Raw genomic sequence first — 16,976 nt, forward strand, 5'->3', positions numbered from 1 at the left:
GAAGTTGTTTTTATTGCGCATTGTTACTCTTAAAGATCGGGATATTATGTTTAAACAAAGGGGTGATTAATTATTCATATTCACTCTAACTGTACGGACAAATCGCTCCACATTCCCCTTCTGAATATACTTAGCTCGAATGGTTTCATGATTACAAGTACATTCGAACTGCGGACGAAAATCTATGCTATCTATATGCAAATATGAATAATCTTTAAATGTTGCAGGATAGTATGGAAATTTTCCATAAAAGAGAAGACGTCTAGTAGTAGCAGCAAAAATCCCATGTTGATACGATAGCGTAAAATTATCCTTCTCAAATATCCCTACGACAAAAGCCAAAATCTTTTCATCATCTTCTATATACTTTTTCATACTCAATAAAAGTTCATTCATGCATATCCCTCCAAATACTATTCTTGAAAAGAATCCATGGATTATTACAGACCGGTGTAACTCCTTTATAAAGTATGAAACGCGTTTCCTGTCAAAGATATTTCAAAAAAACAATCCGTTATGTGATTTACACATAACGGATTGAAGCTAAACGGTAGAGCGTTCCACAAGTTCATATGGAATTTCCACCTTTTCTTGTTTAGAACTTTCATCACGTATTTGCCTGTAAAACATTTCAAAGGCCTTTTTACCTATTTCCTTTAAATTTTGATCAATGGTTGTAAGTTGTAACACTTGCGAAATAGGTTGATTATCAAAGCCAATAATCGCTAAATTCTCAGGAACTTGAATACCTAATTTTTCAGCTTCTGTCATAACCCCAATCGCAACTTCATCTCCTGCTACTATTAATGCTTCAGGAAGATGCTGCATCCCCTTTAATTTATGAGCCACTTTCACACCATCTTCTAATGTAAAACATTCTGTGAAAATCCATTCTTCATTCAATTCTTCATCTATAGATTGCAATTGCTGTTTATAAACATCAAAACGTTTTTGACTACTCGGACCTAATTTCCTTCCCGTACAATAACCAATTTTTTTATAACTTTTCTTAATCAAATAATCCATTCCTAATTGAAAAGCTGCCGAATGATTCGTATATACACTTGAGATATTTGAAATATCATTATCTTCACAAGCAACGATCGTCCCATAGGAAGCATACGGCTCTATCGTTTCCCAATCATTCGCACGAGAACAAATAATAAGGCCATCCAATTGTTTTGTTTTTAACATATGTAAACTTTTCATTTCTTCTTTTTTATTATAATTCGTTTGGCAAAGTAGCACTCTGTAATTATGAGCTAACGCCACCTCCATCATCCCGCCCACCATCGCATCAAAACATGGATGATTAATATACGGTAAAATTACACCAACAATATTCGTTTTCCCTTTTGATAAATGAACAGCATTTGCGTTTTGTGAGTAATTCAACTTCTCAACTATCTCCATAACCGCTTTCCTTTTTTCTTCACTTACATATGGGTGATCATTCAACACTCTCGAAACAGTTGTAACTGAAACTCCCGCCATCTTTGCAATATCTTTAATATTGGCCATACACTCACCTCTACTTTTAACTTAATGAATTCCACGAACATATGTCAAACTTTCTCATCATTACACCTTTATTCGTTTTTCTTACAAAAGTGTAATTTTCCTGTAAGCTAATTCGATAGTTACTCTCCTCAATATTTCATACAATTAAGTCAGAAACAGGACAACAACTATTCGAAAAGGAGCGGATTCATATGATGAACAAAATAAAATCAAACAATTTTTTAAATACAATGGGCATGGTATTTTCTGCTCTAATCGATGCTAAAGCTGTTGCTTCCACATTAAACAAGTAAGGAGAATTCATTATGAACAATATCACTTTTAACAAATTAGATTTTTTAGGACTAGCTAGCGGCTCTCTTCTTCTTACTGCTTTTATTTACGCCGCTACGCTTGTATAACTTTTGTGTCCCCTTTCCCCTTTATTATAAATAGTAATAAAAAAGACGACCGTCTATGCCCGGTCGTCTTTTCTTACTTTTGATTTGATTGCAAAGTTTCCTTTAGCTCATCAAACTTTTCATTTAATTGATCTGTCATCATTTTCATAGCTGTCTTTCGATCTATTTGTTCTTCAGCATCAATTTGAATTGGGTCTCCAAAAATCAATTGCGCCTTTTTCCCTTTTATTAATTCTTTTATACTTGATGGACCAACATAAGCTGCCGGTACTAACGGAACGTTAGAACGCAGAGCAATCGTAACAGCCCCAGCTTTTAATGAAACGTCTTCTGTTGATCGTGTTCCACTTGGGAAAATCCCTACTACTTTCCCTTCTTTTAATAGGCGTGATGGAATTTTAAGTGTACTCGGTCCTGGATTCGCACGATCTACAGGGAATGCATTCACATTTTTAAAGAACCAATTTTTGAACTTCCCTTCAAATAACTCTTTTTTTGCCATGTAATGAATTTGGGTCGGGTACATCCCTGTAGCTAACATTAATACATCCATAAAACTTGTATGTGTACATGCAACAACATATGGGCCACCTTCTGGTAACTTTTCTCTTCCTTGCACTTCTACTTTCCCAGCTGTTTTAAATATATATTTCAACAAAAATGTAATTGGTTTATACATTTGTTTCGTTCCTTTCTGAATATCCGAATTATTATCATTCTCTTACAACGATTATAACACTAAGTTTTAGGAGTTGGTAATAATTTTAAGTATTAATTGTTACATTTCAATTCTTACAAAAGTGTAATTTTCTTGTAAGCTAATTCGATAGTTACTTCCCCAAATATTTCATACAATTAAGTCAGAAAGAAACAACAACTATTCGAAAAGGAGCGGATTCATATGATGAACACGATGAAAACGAACAATTTTTTAAATACAATGGGCATGGTATTTTCCGCTCTAATCGATGCAAAATCTGTTGCTTCCACATTAAACAAGTAAGGAGAATTCATCATGAATAACATCACTTTTAACAAATTAGATTTTTTAGGATTAGCTAGCGGCTCTCTTCTTCTTACTGCTTTTATTTACGCTGCTACGCTTGTATAACTTTGTGTCCCCTTTCCCCTTTATATAGAAAAAGACGACCGTCTATGCCCGGTCGTCTTTTTACATTTTTCTTTCTTTCAATTCTTTTAAAAGCTGTATCAGCTCAGCTTGTTGTTTTATCTTTTTACGACCATTTCGGTTAATTGCTGCAAGCTCGCAGGCAACTCCGACGGCGAAGAAAAACAATAAACTTTCTAACATGTGAAATCCTCCAATTGCTTATTAAACAGCTTGACGTAATTGCTCTTCTTGTAAACTTCGCTTGTTTATATTTTCTTCTTTTCTCTGACAAACGTTATTGCGAATAAGTGCTGCAATAACAAGTAAAGTCCCTATAATATCAAACATTGTTATTCGATATCCTTGCATCATCATAATAACTAAAGTCGTGATTGGTACAAAATTAATAAATAAAATCCCATTAATGGACGATAAAATTTTCACACCATAGTTCCAAGCAAGTAACGCTACGATACCTGGTAATGTCATCATAAACAATAAATCATATTTCACGATAGAAATCGTTCCCATACTCGGAACCGATACGTATCCAAACGATGTAATGATTACAGTTATAATCCCTGTGACAGTCGTACCAAATACACACGTCAACGTAGAATAACGTAATGTTGACCAATCGCTACACGTTTGACCACCCATCGTATAAATAACCCAACCTACAACACCAACAAATATAAAGGCCAGTGAAAACATGTTATCTTTCAATGTTAAAAAGAAACTCATATCACCTTTCGTAATAACGAATACAGCTCCTACAAAGGCGATAATCATGCTCGTTATCATATACTTTTTCGGTTTTACATGCTTATATCCCCATAGAATACAAATAGAAATCATCGGCATCAGTGCTTCCATAATAGAAGCAACCATCACGCCTGATTTCCCCATTAACATTTGACCTAAAAATATAAGTACATTATATACAGTAAACGCCATCGTTCCGAAAAAGACGAGTAACTTTCCTCTTCCCTCTAAACGAAATGCCTGTTTTCCTTCTTTCATTAACAACAATACAATAAGTACGATCGCCACCGCTCCATAGCGAATGAGCGAAAAATAAAATGGATCTATGTATTCTAGCGCATGATCAGCAACCGGAAACATTGCCCCCCATGACATACTTGCAATTAAACATGCTAAAGCCCCTATTATCATTTGACCTTTTCTCAACACAATTCCCCCGCTTCTTTCTATTTGCACAAAGAGAATTGTAAAAGAAAAAATATATCACGTAAAATGATTCAAAATGATGTTAACTATCACTTATAATGATAGTTAACATCAAGGAGGATCATACTATGGAATTAAGAGACTTACAAATCTTCCAAAGCGTTGCCGACCGCGGTAGTGTAAGCGGTGCAGCAAAGGAATTAAACTACGTACAATCAAATGTAACTGCACGTATTAAACAACTGGAAAACGAGCTAAAAACACCGCTCTTTTATCGTCATAAACGAGGCATGACTCTCACAGCTGAAGGAAGAAAAATGCTCGTTTATGTTAATAAAATTTTGCAAGATGTTGACGAGCTAAAACAAGTATTTTTAGATAGTGAAACTCCCTCTGGCATATTAAAAATCGGTACAGTCGAAACAGTAAGTACATTACCTACCATTTTATCTTCTTACTATAAACGCTATCCGAATGTCGATTTATCATTACAAGCGGGTCTAACAGAAGCATTGATTAGAGAAGTACTTGATCATCAATTAGATGGCGCCTTTATATCAGGGCCTATTAAACATCCACTAATTGAACAATACGATGTTAGTACAGAAAAATTAATGCTTGTAACACAAAATAAAGCTTTTCATATAGAAGAATTTACAACAACGCCCCTACTCGTTTTTAACCAAGGATGTGGATACCGTTCCAAACTAGAACGATGGCTTAAAGATGAAGGTTTGCTCCCAAAAAGAATTATGGAATTTAATATATTAGAGACAATATTAAACAGTGTTGCACTCGGCCTTGGAATTACACTCGTACCACAGTCTGCTGTCCATCATCTTTCTAAAGCAGGTAAAGTACATTGTCATGCAATTCCTGAAAAATACGGTAGTATTTCAACAGTTTTCATACGCCGTAAAGATAGCTACATGACGAATTCAATGCGCAGCTTCTTAAAAACAATTGAAGAGCATCATCATATCAATATGCTTTAACGGACATTCTTACATGAATGTCTTTTTTTCTTACACAAATGTAAGTCTCCCGTAAGCTAATTCGATAGTTGCGGGCCATCATATTTCCTATAATTAAGACATAAAGCAGGGCAACAACAATTCGAAAAGGAGCGGATACGCATGATGAGCAAAATGAAATCAAACAAATTTTTAAATACAATGGGCATGGTGCTATCCGCACTTGTCGATGCAAAAGCCGTCGCAACTACATTAAACAAATAAGGAAAGATTATAATGAACAACATTACTTTCAACAAATCAGACTTTTCCCCGCATTAACGGGCAGTACGACTCCCACTTCAAAATTCAACGAAATCAAAGAAGTTAGGTTTGGGATCAACTGCCCGTAAAAGCCCGATTGGTGAAGGCTAATAATCAGCGAGGGATACCCCGCCCTCACTGATTAAAGTTTCACTTTATCGGACTTGCAAGTGGAGCTACTCTTCTTACGGCCTTCATTTATACACTTGCTCAAGGTCTTGTTTAATACTTTGTTTCCCCAAACCCCTTTATATATAAAAAAAGCTGCTCGTCTTATAGACAAGCAGCTTTTTAGTTTGTTTCATATATAATTTGGCCTGTTTTCGTCATATCGTATCCGCCAATCGCTTTTAATTCATTATGAAATTCTTCCGATTGCAGAATATCTTTCACGACTTCGATCAGCTCTTCATTTTCTTTATTCTTCAAAATCACTAAATCATACTGTTCTTTCATGATTGGAATAAAGTCTACATTTACAATCTGTGAAAACTTTTCTGAACCTACTCCTACGTCAGCTTTTCCATTTGCGACTTGCGTGGCAACACCAAGATGATTCGACTCTTCCCATTCATATCCACTAATACGCTCTTTATTTAATTTTTGAATGCGCAATTGTTCATCCACTAACACCCTAATGCCAGAACCTTTTTCTCGATTTACAAATCGTATAGATGATTGAGATAAATCAGCCCATGTTTTTATATTTTTTGGATTTCCCTTTTGCACATAAAACCCAACGTTTCTTGCTAATAAATTAATCATCGTACATGGTTGTCCAACTAAAATACGTTTTACATACGGAACATTATATGTACCTGTTTCTCCATCAAACAAATGCAGACTAACGATACTTCCTTCTCCTTGATACATTTTTACTAAACTCGTTAAACTACCTTGATATGCCCTTAATATATTTGAACTTGGCAAGCGATTTTCTATACGTTTTGCCAACATATCTAACGTTAGTTCTTGTCCGCTAATAATACATGTATTCAAGCCTCTACTATCTTCGCTCTTTACAGGAGTACCTTGTATTTTCCCTGTTTTCATTTGCTTTATATATTGTTCTAAATCCGTTGCATCAATGCGCATCTGTCTACCAATTCTATAAGAAGGCAGTTCTCCTTTTTTAATTAAATCGTATACAGTTAATTTTGATACTTTTAATCGCTTCGCTACTTCTTCCGTTGTGTAGGAATGATGATCCATAGACGATTCCTCACTTTCTTCCTTCATTGTAACAAAGAAAAGAATATTTCTCCTATATTAAAAACAACTACATCGTTCAAATTATATTCAATTATAACTAGTTATATCTAGTTATAATTAGTTATAATTAATTATGTCAAAACGAAAGGGGATTTTTTTATGAACAAGTTTACATTACGATCCATCGGGGCACTTATACTTTCTTTTCTTCTTATATTTAGTGCTGCATGTACAAGCGGAGATAAGAAAGAGAAATCAACTGCTAAAGAAGGAAAAGCAGTAGAACTTACTATATCAGCTGCTGCAAGCTTACAAGATGCACTAAAAGAAATTGAAACAAAATATAAAGAAAAAGAACCTAATATTAAACTTTCTTTTAACTTCGGTGCTTCTGGTGCACTTCAACAACAAATTGAACAAGGCGCGCCTGCTGATTTATTCTTCTCAGCAGCCGAAGATAAATTCCAAACCCTTGTTAAAAAAGGATTTATTAATGAAAAAGAAGGGAAAAATCTTCTTGGAAATGAACTCGTTCTAGTTGTCCCAAAAGATAGTTCTCTTACAAAAATTCAAGATTTAAAAGATGAAAAAATTAAGAAAATCGCACTTGGTACACCTGAATCAGTACCTGCGGGAAAATACGCAAAGGCTTCTCTCACACATGAAAATCTATGGAATGACATTCAAAATAAAATCGTATTTACAAAAGATGTTCGCCAAGTGTTAACATATGTAGAAACAGGTAATGTCGATGCTGGTATTGTATACAAAACCGATGCTCTTATTTCAAACAAAGTAAAGATTGGCGAGACAGCAGCAGCTACTTCGCATGAGCCAATCCACTATCCTTTAGGTGTTATAAAGGAATCTAAGCATAAGAAAGAGGCGACTTCATTTTATGAGTATTTGCAGTCAAAAGATGCACAATCTATCTTTAAGAAATATGGATTTACAGTCCTGTCATAATTGCCATGAGCTTTGATGCCATTTTGTCACCAATCTTTCTATCTTTACGAGTAGCTGCATGCGCCACCATTATCGTTACAATTTTAGGGACGATTATCGGGCGAGCGCTAGCACGCTCCTCATGGAGATATAAAATAATATTAGAAACTATTTTCTTATTACCAATGGTACTTCCACCAACTGTAATCGGCTTTTTTCTCATTATCATTTTTGGAAATAATAGTCCCATTGGAACATGGATAGAATCAATATTTCAGCAGTCCATGATGTTCACATCTACTGCTGCAATCATCGCTTCTACAGTTGTTGCATTTCCGCTCATGTACCAATCAGCAAAAACAGGGTTTTCTATTGCGAATGTACAAATTGAGGAAAGTGCTCGTGACCTTGGTGCGAGTGAATATCAAGTTTTTCTACACGTCACACTTCCGCTTGCATTTCCTGCATTACTAAGTGGAATGATTTTGAGCTTTGTTCGTGCACTAGGGGAATTTGGTGCTACACTCATGTTTGCTGGGAACATTCCTGGTAAAACACAGACAATCCCAACTGCAATTTATATGGCGATTGATGCAAGTAATATGCAGCTCGCCTGGACACTTGTAGTTATCACTATTAGTATGTCACTCCTATTTCTGCTATGTATTCAGCTTATTAATAAAAGAATTACTAACCCTTAAAGCAGCTTTTTTCGAAGCTGCTTCTTTATTTCTCAGGAAATAAAATATACCGCCGGGAAATAACTGAATTTTACCTTTTATTAAAATATACATTTTATTTGAATTCACTTTCTAAAATAGGCAATTTCCTGTTATTATATGGAGGTGTTTCAAAAAATGAAGAAATGAAAACGCATTTATATCGTGAATTCTTCATCCTGTTTTAGCGATCGGTAATCTTCTACTCTATTAGTGGGGCATTACCGATCGTTAGAACGATATGTAATTATATTGGTATAGAAAACCGAAGGGAGTCTTGTAATGGACATTTTATTAGCGCTTCTTCCTGCAATTGCATGGGGAAACATCTTATTAGTAAGCGTAAAAATGGGCGGTGGTGCATATAGCCAAACGGTAGGTATGACAATCGGCGCTCTATTCTTCGCAACAATTATGTATGTATTTACTCAACCAGCTTTAACAATGACAGTCTTGATTGTTGGTTTTATTTCAGGTTTATTCTGGGCTTTAGGACAAGTAAACCAATTAAAAACAGTTGAAAAACTAGGTGTTTCAACTACTGTAACGATTTCTACTGGTATGCAACTTGTTGCAACTTCTATCTTTGGGGTTATCGCTTTCCGTGAGTGGACTACTACAACAACGATTGTTCTGGGAACGATTGCAATCCTATTAATCGTAGTTGGTGTTGTATTCACATCACTAGATGACAAAGAAAATGCACAGCCACCAGGACAATTGAAAAAAGGACTTCTTACTTTAATTGTTTCTACTTTCGGTTACCTTGTATATGTAATTATTATTCGTTGGTATAATATCGATGGTTGGTCTGCTATTTTACCACAAGCAGTTGGTATGTTTGTTGGTGCGGTTGTATTGACATCTAAACATAAACCATTTAACAAATATGCAATCCGTAATGCTTTATCTGGTTTACTATGGGGAACTGGAAACTTATTCTTACTTCTTTCATTACCACGTGTCGGAGTAGCAACAAGCTTCCCATTATCTCAAACTGGAATCGTTATCTCAACATTCGGTGCGATTGTCTTCTTAGGTGAAAAGAAAACAAAACGTCAATTGATCTTTATTGCACTAGGTAGTGTTTTAATTATCGGCGGCGCTGTATTGTTAGGTATGACAAAAGCATAAACTTATAATCTATCAATCCCTGAAGCTTAGCTGCTTCAGGGATTTTTTATTACAACTATTTTTTAAATATAATAATCTTTATAGCCTTATTTGTATCACCTCTCCTCCCTCACATTTCATTCTTTTCACTACAAGTCTTTTCTTTTTACAAAATTCTCTTAAAGATGGTATCGTTTTTTATAACATATCTTCACTAGAAAGGAATAAAGGATATGCTAACTAAACATCGAATTCTATTTATTGGTGCTGGTCGTATGGCAGAAGCTATATTTTCCGGATTACTTAAAACAAGCAAAGAATACATCGAAGAAATTATCGTTTCTAACCGCAGCAACGTAGAAAAGCTAGAACAATTACGAGCGCGATATAATGTGTCTACTGCAACAGATTGGAAGCAGCATGTTACATCTGTTGATACGATTGTTTTAGCAATGCCACCTTCTGCACATGAAGAATTATTAGCAGAATTATCTCCGTTACTATCGAATCAACTTGTCGTAACGGTAGCCGCCGGCATTGGCCCATCTTATTTAGAAGAAAGACTTCCAGAGGGAACACCTGTTGCTTGGATTATGCCAAATACAGCTGCCGAAATTGGAAAGTCTATCTCTTTATATACAATGGGACAATCAGTAAACGAGATGCATCAAGAAACCCTGCAACTACTTTTAAGAGGCATTGGCACTTCGCAACTTTGTACTGAAGAAGAAGTTCATCAGCTTACCGCAGTTACTGGAAGTGCACCTGCTTTCCTTTATTACTTTGCTGAAAGCTTGATTGAAGCAACAAAAAGTTATGGCGTCGATGAAGCAACCGCAAAACACCTTGTCATTCAAATGATTTCTGGCTCTGCTTCTATGCTTGAACAAACGCAAGATCCGCCTAACCTCCGCGAACAAGTAACAACGCCAGGTGGTTCCACAGCTGAAGGTCTCAAAGCTTTATATGAATATAATTTTTCAGAGGCAATTCAAAAAGCAGTAGAAGCAACAAACAAAAAAGCTAGGGGGAAATAATATGAGTTTAACAAGTTTAAAAGACTATACAACATTACATAACGGTGTGAAAATGCCTTGGTTCGGTTTAGGTGTTTTTAAAGTAGAAGATGGTTCAGAAGTAATTGATTCTGTAAAATCAGCAATTAAAAATGGCTACCGCAGCATCGATACTGCAGCAATCTATCAAAACGAAGAAGGCGTTGGACAAGCGATTCGTGAATCAGGTGTTTCACGTGAAGAATTATTTGTTACATCAAAAGTATGGAATAGCGATCAAGGATATGAAACGACACTTCAAGCATTTGAAACTACATTAGAGAAATTAGGTCTAGAATATTTAGATTTATATTTAGTACATTGGCCTGTAAAAGAGAAATATACTGAATCATGGAAAGCGTTAGAAAAACTTTATAAAGATGGCCGTGTTCGTGCTATCGGTGTGAGTAATTTCCACATTCACCACTTACAAGACGTATTTGAAATCGCTGAAATTAAGCCAATGGTCAACCAAGTGGAATACCACCCACGTTTAGCACAAGAAGAATTACACGCTTTCTGTAAAGAACATAACATCCAGCTTGAAGCTTGGTCACCATTAATGCAGGGACAACTACTTGATAACTCAACATTACAAGACATTGCGACAAAATATAATAAATCAACTGCACAAATTATTTTACGCTGGGATTTACAAAATGAAGTTGTAACAATCCCTAAATCTATTAAAGAACATCGCATTATTGAAAATGCAAATATCTTTGATTTTGAATTAAGTGCTGATGACATGAAAGCAATTCAAGCTCTAAATGAAGATCGTCGCGTTGGTCCAGATCCAGATAACTTTAACTTCTAGTAGAAAAACCACTGCCATATGCAGTGGTTTTTCCCGTTGTAGAAAACTGAAAATTTAAACTATATTCCAATTGGTTGACACTTCATTATCCAAGGTGTAAGATTTTGAATTATCAAAGAAACACAAAAATTAATAAAATTTATTCGTTTACTCATTGTATCAAGAGAGGTGGAGGGACTGGCCCTTTGAAACCTCGGCAACAGGTTCATTTTGAATACTGTGCCACTTCCTGCAAGCTTTGTGCTTGAAAGATAGAATGAGGGACTTCGTTTATATACGGGTGCATAACTTGTACGTAAAAATCCCTCTTTCTCAATATGAAAAGAGGGATTTTTTATTTTTCATTTCCCTCATCATCATCCAAACTTAATTATTTAGGAGGAAAATCAAATGAAAAAGAAGTTTGTACCCGGTATTGCATCAGTTGTAGGAGTAAGTATTTTATTAACTGGTTGCGGTAGTTATAAAAATGAAGCAAGCGGAGCAAATGCAAAAGACGAGGCGCCTAGTAAACAGGTTTTGAACTTATCTTCACCTACTGAAATACGAACAATGGATACAGCTCGTGCTACAGATACTGATTCTGGTCAAGTAATGAGAAACGTATTTGAAGGTTTGTATAATCTTAGTGAAGGTAACAAACCTGTCCCTGGTGTTGCAAAATCTCATGAAGTAAGTGGTGATAAAACGAAATACACATTCCATTTACGAGATTCAAAATGGTCAAACGGCACTCCTGTCACAGCGAAAGATTTTGTCTTCGCTTGGCAAAGAGCTGTTGATCCAGCAACAGCCTCTGAATATGCATTTCTATTCTTTGATATTAAAAATGCAACAAAAATTAACAACAAAGAACTTCCAGCCGATCAACTTGGTGTAAAAGCAATTGATGACCATACGTTTGAGGTAGAATTAGAACGTCCTGTTCCGTACTTTATTAGCTTAACAGCGTTCCCAACATTTCTACCAATTAACGAGGAATTCTTTAAATCACAAGGTGATAAGTACGCTTTAGAAGACAATACAATCTTGTACAACGGAGCTTTTACACTAAGCGATTGGAAGCACGAACAAAGCTTTAAATTCAAGAAAAACCCTACCTATTGGGATAAAGATACTGTCAAACTGGAAGAAATCAATTTTAACGTCGTAAAAGAAAAATCTACAGAAGTAAATTTATTCGAGTCAAAACAATTAGATCGTATCAAACTAACATCTGACTTCGTTGATAAATATAAAAAGGATGCTAACTTTAAAGAACGGCCAAACGTAGGGGTACAGTTTCTACGTATGAATCAACAAAACAAAGTACTTCAAAACGTTTCTGCACGCCAAGCAATCGATCAAACAATTGATCGAAAATCCTTTGTAAATACGTTATTAAATGACGGCTCTACACCAACCTCTAGTCTCGTGCCGAAAAACTTTGCAAAAGGACCTGACGGAACAGATTTCCGTGCTGCAAACGGCGATTTAACAAAGGTTGATACAAAATCTGCTCAAGAATTATGGAAAAAGGCAAAACAAGAACTTGGGTCTGAAAAAATAACGTTAGAACTATTAACAAGTGACGGTGACCTTGAAAAGAAAACTGGTGAATTCTTAAAAGGACAACTAGAAAAGAATTTAGATGGCTTAACGGTAAATATAAAGCCGCAACCACGTAAACAACAAGTTTCACTTTTATTAAAAGGTGACTACGAAATTGGAATTGACGGCTGGAGCCCTGACTTTGCGGATCCAATTACATTCCTTGAGCTATTTACAACGAATAACCCTTACAACTTAGATCATTACTCTAATAAGGAGTTTGATGAAACAATAGCAAAAGTAAAAACAACTTTAGCTGGTGATGAAAAAGCTCGCTGGGAAGCATTACTAGCATCCGAGAAAATATTATTTAAAGACTCTGTTATCGCTCCTCTTTACCAAAAAGGCGAATCTTATTTAGAGCGTCCTTATGTGAAAGGAATTGTGCAAGTAGACTTTGCAGGTCAATTAAACTTCAAATGGGCAAAAATTGAAAAATAAAGCGAAACTTTAATCAGTGGGTTTTTCTTCATCCCCACTGATTATTAGCCCACACCAATTGTTTTTTAGCAAAACATATGAAAAGCAGATTCCCTAATACGAGGAAATCTGCTTTTTTAATATATTATTCTAAGAAATTAACAATCTATTTTTATTATTGACATATAGTTCTTTCCAGTGTTAATATTCTAAATAATCAAAGAAACGAAATATTTCACCATCAAAATATAACGTCTACTACGTTGAAACATATAACGATAGATTATAGTTCAACATGTATATACATATAGAACACCTGATTACCTACATACACATATCTATAATAGGTTTTCTCTTCTTCTATAGCTACACTTCAAAACGTGGACATTACGACGTTACGAACAACACATTTAGGGAGGAACGAACAATGAAGAAAAAAGTTGTACCTGTTGTTGCATCTGTTTTAGGGGCAAGTCTATTACTAACTGCTTGCGGGGGAAATAAAGATCATGCAAGCGGAGCGAAAGCAAATGATAAAGCACCTGATAAGCAGGCAATTAACTTATCATTCGCTTCAGAAATTCCAACAATGGATGTTGCAAAAGCAACGGATGGGGAATCCATGAGCGTAATGCGAAATGTTTTTGAAGGTTTATATGCAATGGGAGAAGATAACAAACCAATTCCTGGTGTTGCTGAGTCGGTTGACCTTAGTCCCGATAAAACAAAATATACATTCCACCTGCGTGATTCAAAATGGTCAAACGGTACTCCAGTTACAGCAAAGGACTTTGTCTTCGCTTGGCAACGTGCCGTAAATCCTGATACAGCAGCTGAATATGCATTCTTATTCTTCGATATACAGAATGCGAAACAAATAAGCCAGAAACAATTACCAATTGATCAACTAGGGGTCAAAGCTCTTGATGATAGAACGTTAGAAGTACAACTAGACCGTCCTGTTCCCTACTTCTTAAGCTTAACGACATTCTCAACATTCTTACCAATTAATGAAGATTACTTAAAATCTCAGGGCGATAAATATGGTTTAGAAACAAATCATTTAATTTACAACGGTGCTTTCACATTAGATAACTGGAAACACGAGCAAAGCTTCCAATTGAAGAAGAACCCTAACTATTGGGATGCTAAAACTGTAAAATTAGAAGAAATCAACTTCAATGTCGTTAAAGATAAGTCTACAGAAGTTAACTTATACGATTCAGGACAAATTGATCGTGTTGCTTTGACTGCGGAGTTTGTTGATAAATATAAGGGTGATCCAAATTTCAAAGACCGCGCTGAAGTTGGCATTCAATTTTTACGACTCAATCAAAAAAATGAAACATTAAAAAATCAACATGCACGCCTTGCTATTAACGGAGCAATGAATAAAAAAGCATACGTAGAAACAATTTTAAATAACGGCGCTGTTCCAGCTGAAGGAATGGTTCCTGCAAAATTTGCAAAAAGTCCAGAAGGCAACGACTTCCGTAAAGAAAATGGAAACCTAGTCAAAGATGATGTGAAAACAGCGAAAGAAAACTGGAAAAAAGCGAAACAAGAACTTGGTACTGACAAAGTAACAATCGAACTATTAACAAGCGATAATGCTTTAGCTAAAAAGACTGGTGAATATTTAAAAGGTGAACTAGAAAAGAATCTAGATGGATTAACAGTGAATTTAAAACCACAACCACGTAAACAACAGTTGAAACTACTATTAAGTGGTGATTATGAAATTGGAATTGATGGCTGGGGCCCTGACTTCGCTGATCCAATTACATTCTTAGATTTATTTACAACAGAAAGTGCTTATAACTTCGATAAATACTCTAACAAAGAGTATGATGAGCTCATTCATAAAGTGAAAACAGATTTAGCTGGTGATGAAAAGGCTCGCTTTGAAGCAATGAAGCAAGCTGAAAAAATCCTATTACAAGACGGTGCTGTCGCTCCTTTATACCAACAAGGTCGTTCTTACTTACAACGCTCTTTCATTAAAGGACTTGTAACAACTGACTTCGGCGGTGAATTTAACTACAAGTGGACAGAAGTTGCAAAATAATAAAATAAAAACGGTATCCTTCGGCGGATACCGTTTTTATTTTATACTTCTTTAACTACATGACTTCTTCTCTTTACTATTTCTTTTATAGATACAGTAATTACTGCTACCAATTGTGTAACTAATATAATGACTAATAACGAAATAATATTTTCTCCTAAACTAACTCCCCCAAATATTATTGTATAATAGCCATTCGCTGCATATGTTGCGGGAAATAATTCGCCGATTGTTTGATATGTTTTAGAAAGCATCTCATGTGGTACAATTACACCCGAACTTACAAGTTGTAGCGATAGTGAAATTATATTAAAGATCATACCTGCATTTCCGAAAACAGTTATGAACATTTGTGTTAATGAAAGAAAGGCGAAGAAGACTATTGTCAATAATCCTCTCCCCCTTCTTTTTGCATTGAACTAAAACTCATCATAAATATAACGATAAATATCAAATATGTTCTCCACGTCAAAGAAGGTATATGCCCTGACCAAAGATAGCTAATTAAATAGTTAATTCCCATAATACAAGACGATACTACTAAACTAATACTTATTAGTTTTACATATTTGAGCATATCTTTTCTCCTTACTTTTCTATCTCTTCAAATTGCAGATTTACCGGCTCTTCTAGTAGTGTTTCATAAAAGTTTTCAGCCAAATCTGTTGAAGAAATTTTTTCATCCACTTCATCAAATCGAATACTATCTAGCCACACACAACCTTCTCCTGATAATAAGACACCAAATGCAATACCAAGCGCTCCTTCTTTTATATCTAATACAACCGAATACGATTGCCAGTTATTCGTATTTTTAATTGGGCGATTTTGCATGTTATCCATAGCGAGTGGTTCTGTATCTTTTCCGTCTACTCGCATCCACAATCCTGCCCAATCTCTTACGTTCTCACTCTTAATAAATGCTGTTAAACGTAATCTTTTACCTATATATTTATCCGCTCGAAACATTTGCATTAATGTTGAAAATCCTCCATGTGTAACATTCTCTTTTGCCTTTATGTATGCAGATACTTTTCCTTGATGGGCAACTTCATAGTCTAAACCCATCTCATATTCAGCAGGATGACTTCCACTTAAGATCCATCCTTTCGGTATACCTTTTTGCATTGAAACACCCTCTCTTTCTATATAAAATGACTGGAAGTACTTTCGATATTTCTTCGGTGGCAATTGAAACATTCTTTTAAAAGCTCTCGTAAATGCCTCTTGTGAGGAAAAGCCGTATTGTACTGCAATATCAATAACAGCCCTCTCCGTTGACACTAAGACTTGCGCAGCATGAGTTAACCTTCTCTTTCGAATATAATCCGTTACACTCATCCCAATATACCTTTGAAAAATACGATGAAAATGGTACATCGATACCGCACTGTGAGAGGCCACTCTTTCTGTTGTAAGCTCCTCATGTAAATGCTCCTCTATATATTCAATTGCTTCCTTTATCATCTCTTTATATTCTTCATGCATTTTAGCACCTCCTCACAACCTTAATTTACCATATACATACAAATCATT

The 16,976-nt window shown here is 35.4% G+C and carries 19 protein-coding genes, 1 pseudogene and 1 riboswitch; of the genes and pseudogenes, 11 read left to right on the forward strand and 9 right to left on the reverse strand.

Annotation, left to right across the window (positions count from 1 at the left end; all coding sequences use genetic code 11):
- Positions 1–66: 66 nt before the first annotated feature.
- Both AC3WTA_RS26835 and AC3WTA_RS26840 read right to left on the reverse strand, forming a co-directional pair.
- Positions 67–396: a PH domain-containing protein gene (locus AC3WTA_RS26835; RefSeq protein ID WP_078183739.1), complete on the reverse strand. Its 330-nt coding sequence runs from the start codon at positions 394–396 to the stop codon at positions 67–69.
- Positions 397–543: 147 nt separating this feature from the next.
- Positions 544–1,521, reverse strand: a complete 978-nt coding sequence (locus AC3WTA_RS26840) for a LacI family DNA-binding transcriptional regulator (RefSeq protein ID WP_098717667.1) — start codon at positions 1,519–1,521, stop codon at positions 544–546.
- Between the two features lie 305 nt (positions 1,522–1,826).
- Between AC3WTA_RS26840 and AC3WTA_RS26845 the strand changes: the two genes are divergently transcribed.
- Entirely contained in the window at positions 1,827–1,922 is a 96-nt protein-coding gene (locus AC3WTA_RS26845) for a DUF3948 family protein (RefSeq protein WP_001060007.1), read from the forward strand.
- 73 nt (positions 1,923–1,995) lie between these two features.
- Here the strand turns inward: AC3WTA_RS26845 and AC3WTA_RS26850 are convergent, their stop codons facing one another.
- A complete protein-coding gene (locus AC3WTA_RS26850; protein ID WP_000277785.1) occupies positions 1,996–2,601 on the reverse strand; it encodes a lysophospholipid acyltransferase family protein in 606 nt (201 codons plus the stop codon).
- Between the two features lie 336 nt (positions 2,602–2,937).
- Here AC3WTA_RS26850 and AC3WTA_RS26855 point away from each other — a divergent pair, with 336 nt between their 5' ends.
- Positions 2,938–3,033 (forward strand): DUF3948 family protein, encoded by a 96-nt coding sequence (locus AC3WTA_RS26855; RefSeq protein ID WP_001060007.1) that lies wholly within the window; start codon positions 2,938–2,940, stop codon positions 3,031–3,033.
- A 60-nt stretch (positions 3,034–3,093) separates the two neighbouring features.
- Here the strand turns inward: AC3WTA_RS26855 and AC3WTA_RS26860 are convergent, their stop codons facing one another.
- Positions 3,094–3,234, reverse strand: a complete 141-nt coding sequence (locus tag AC3WTA_RS26860; RefSeq protein WP_000894064.1) for a YrzO family protein — start codon at positions 3,232–3,234, stop codon at positions 3,094–3,096.
- A gap of 21 nt (positions 3,235–3,255) precedes the next feature.
- Positions 3,256–4,224, reverse strand: coding sequence for a DMT family transporter (locus tag AC3WTA_RS26865; RefSeq protein WP_001225442.1), 969 nt, complete (start codon positions 4,222–4,224; stop codon positions 3,256–3,258).
- Between the two features lie 128 nt (positions 4,225–4,352).
- Here AC3WTA_RS26865 and AC3WTA_RS26870 point away from each other — a divergent pair, with 128 nt between their 5' ends.
- Complete coding sequence (locus AC3WTA_RS26870) at positions 4,353–5,219, forward strand: LysR family transcriptional regulator (RefSeq protein WP_000423062.1); 867 nt, start codon at positions 4,353–4,355, stop codon at positions 5,217–5,219.
- A 427-nt stretch (positions 5,220–5,646) separates the two neighbouring features.
- A pseudogene (locus tag AC3WTA_RS26875) lies at positions 5,647–5,727 on the forward strand (DUF3948 family protein); the annotation flags it as partial.
- A gap of 65 nt (positions 5,728–5,792) precedes the next feature.
- Here the strand turns inward: AC3WTA_RS26875 and AC3WTA_RS26880 are convergent.
- A complete protein-coding gene (locus AC3WTA_RS26880; protein WP_000657105.1) occupies positions 5,793–6,740 on the reverse strand; it encodes a substrate-binding domain-containing protein in 948 nt (315 codons plus the stop codon).
- Between the two features lie 132 nt (positions 6,741–6,872).
- Here AC3WTA_RS26880 and modA point away from each other — a divergent pair, with 132 nt between their 5' ends.
- From modA to AC3WTA_RS26915, 7 genes are all read left to right on the forward strand, one after another.
- Positions 6,873–7,679: a molybdate ABC transporter substrate-binding protein gene (gene modA / locus AC3WTA_RS26885; RefSeq protein ID WP_001032227.1), complete on the forward strand. Its 807-nt coding sequence runs from the start codon at positions 6,873–6,875 to the stop codon at positions 7,677–7,679.
- 5 nt (positions 7,680–7,684) lie between these two features.
- Positions 7,685–8,359, forward strand: coding sequence for a molybdate ABC transporter permease subunit (gene modB / locus AC3WTA_RS26890; protein ID WP_002096926.1), 675 nt, complete (start codon positions 7,685–7,687; stop codon positions 8,357–8,359).
- 300 nt (positions 8,360–8,659) lie between these two features.
- Positions 8,660–9,511, forward strand: coding sequence for a GRP family sugar transporter (locus AC3WTA_RS26895; protein WP_000353549.1), 852 nt, complete (start codon positions 8,660–8,662; stop codon positions 9,509–9,511).
- 212 nt (positions 9,512–9,723) lie between these two features.
- Positions 9,724–10,527 carry a pyrroline-5-carboxylate reductase gene (proC, locus tag AC3WTA_RS26900; protein ID WP_309529138.1) on the forward strand — a complete coding sequence of 268 codons (804 nt, stop codon included), beginning with the start codon at positions 9,724–9,726 and terminating at the stop codon, positions 10,525–10,527.
- A gap of 1 nt (position 10,528) precedes the next feature.
- Positions 10,529–11,362, forward strand: a complete 834-nt coding sequence (locus AC3WTA_RS26905; RefSeq protein WP_000060175.1) for an aldo/keto reductase — start codon at positions 10,529–10,531, stop codon at positions 11,360–11,362.
- 153 nt (positions 11,363–11,515) lie between these two features.
- Positions 11,516–11,620: riboswitch (SAM riboswitch) on the forward strand.
- Between the two features lie 132 nt (positions 11,621–11,752).
- Positions 11,753–13,393 (forward strand): peptide ABC transporter substrate-binding protein, encoded by a 1,641-nt coding sequence (locus AC3WTA_RS26910; protein ID WP_000726490.1) that lies wholly within the window; start codon positions 11,753–11,755, stop codon positions 13,391–13,393.
- Between the two features lie 406 nt (positions 13,394–13,799).
- Positions 13,800–15,440: a peptide ABC transporter substrate-binding protein gene (locus AC3WTA_RS26915; protein WP_078183749.1), complete on the forward strand. Its 1,641-nt coding sequence runs from the start codon at positions 13,800–13,802 to the stop codon at positions 15,438–15,440.
- A gap of 41 nt (positions 15,441–15,481) precedes the next feature.
- Here AC3WTA_RS26915 and AC3WTA_RS26920 read toward each other — a convergent pair whose 3' ends face one another.
- The 3 genes from AC3WTA_RS26920 to AC3WTA_RS26930 are packed head-to-tail and all read right to left on the reverse strand — an operon-like array spanning position 15,482 to position 16,928.
- Positions 15,482–15,829 carry an ABC-2 transporter permease gene (locus tag AC3WTA_RS26920; RefSeq protein ID WP_000156937.1) on the reverse strand — a complete coding sequence of 116 codons (348 nt, stop codon included), beginning with the start codon at positions 15,827–15,829 and terminating at the stop codon, positions 15,482–15,484.
- Positions 15,826–16,017 (reverse strand): hypothetical protein, encoded by a 192-nt coding sequence (locus AC3WTA_RS26925; RefSeq protein ID WP_000922555.1) that lies wholly within the window; start codon positions 16,015–16,017, stop codon positions 15,826–15,828. Before AC3WTA_RS26925 ends, AC3WTA_RS26920 begins: the two co-directional genes overlap by 4 nt.
- An 11-nt stretch (positions 16,018–16,028) precedes the next feature.
- Positions 16,029–16,928: a helix-turn-helix domain-containing protein gene (locus tag AC3WTA_RS26930; protein WP_000544212.1), complete on the reverse strand. Its 900-nt coding sequence runs from the start codon at positions 16,926–16,928 to the stop codon at positions 16,029–16,031.
- Between the last annotated feature and the right edge of the window lie 48 nt (positions 16,929–16,976).

This window comes from Bacillus sp. EB106-07-01-XG149 (genome assembly GCF_058791555.1).

What these genes read in the sequence shown, in the direction of transcription:
- AC3WTA_RS26835 (WP_078183739.1), bottom strand. Translation starts at nt 396, where the DNA reads ATGAATGAACTTTTATTGAGTATGAAAAAGTATATAGAAGATGATGAA.
- AC3WTA_RS26840 (WP_098717667.1), bottom strand. Translation starts at nt 1,521, where the DNA reads ATGGCCAATATTAAAGATATTGCAAAGATGGCGGGAGTTTCAGTTACA.
- AC3WTA_RS26845 (WP_001060007.1), top strand. Translation starts at nt 1,827, where the DNA reads ATGAACAATATCACTTTTAACAAATTAGATTTTTTAGGACTAGCTAGC.
- AC3WTA_RS26850 (WP_000277785.1), bottom strand. Translation starts at nt 2,601, where the DNA reads ATGTATAAACCAATTACATTTTTGTTGAAATATATATTTAAAACAGCT.
- AC3WTA_RS26855 (WP_001060007.1), top strand. Translation starts at nt 2,938, where the DNA reads ATGAATAACATCACTTTTAACAAATTAGATTTTTTAGGATTAGCTAGC.
- AC3WTA_RS26860 (WP_000894064.1), bottom strand. Translation starts at nt 3,234, where the DNA reads ATGTTAGAAAGTTTATTGTTTTTCTTCGCCGTCGGAGTTGCCTGCGAG.
- AC3WTA_RS26870 (WP_000423062.1), top strand. Translation starts at nt 4,353, where the DNA reads ATGGAATTAAGAGACTTACAAATCTTCCAAAGCGTTGCCGACCGCGGT.
- AC3WTA_RS26880 (WP_000657105.1), bottom strand. Translation starts at nt 6,740, where the DNA reads ATGAAGGAAGAAAGTGAGGAATCGTCTATGGATCATCATTCCTACACA.
- modA (WP_001032227.1), top strand. Translation starts at nt 6,873, where the DNA reads ATGAACAAGTTTACATTACGATCCATCGGGGCACTTATACTTTCTTTT.
- modB (WP_002096926.1), top strand. Translation starts at nt 7,685, where the DNA reads ATGAGCTTTGATGCCATTTTGTCACCAATCTTTCTATCTTTACGAGTA.
- AC3WTA_RS26895 (WP_000353549.1), top strand. Translation starts at nt 8,660, where the DNA reads ATGGACATTTTATTAGCGCTTCTTCCTGCAATTGCATGGGGAAACATC.
- proC (WP_309529138.1), top strand. Translation starts at nt 9,724, where the DNA reads ATGCTAACTAAACATCGAATTCTATTTATTGGTGCTGGTCGTATGGCA.
- AC3WTA_RS26905 (WP_000060175.1), top strand. Translation starts at nt 10,529, where the DNA reads ATGAGTTTAACAAGTTTAAAAGACTATACAACATTACATAACGGTGTG.
- AC3WTA_RS26910 (WP_000726490.1), top strand. Translation starts at nt 11,753, where the DNA reads ATGAAAAAGAAGTTTGTACCCGGTATTGCATCAGTTGTAGGAGTAAGT.
- AC3WTA_RS26915 (WP_078183749.1), top strand. Translation starts at nt 13,800, where the DNA reads ATGAAGAAAAAAGTTGTACCTGTTGTTGCATCTGTTTTAGGGGCAAGT.
- AC3WTA_RS26925 (WP_000922555.1), bottom strand. Translation starts at nt 16,017, where the DNA reads ATGCTCAAATATGTAAAACTAATAAGTATTAGTTTAGTAGTATCGTCT.
- AC3WTA_RS26930 (WP_000544212.1), bottom strand. Translation starts at nt 16,928, where the DNA reads ATGCATGAAGAATATAAAGAGATGATAAAGGAAGCAATTGAATATATA.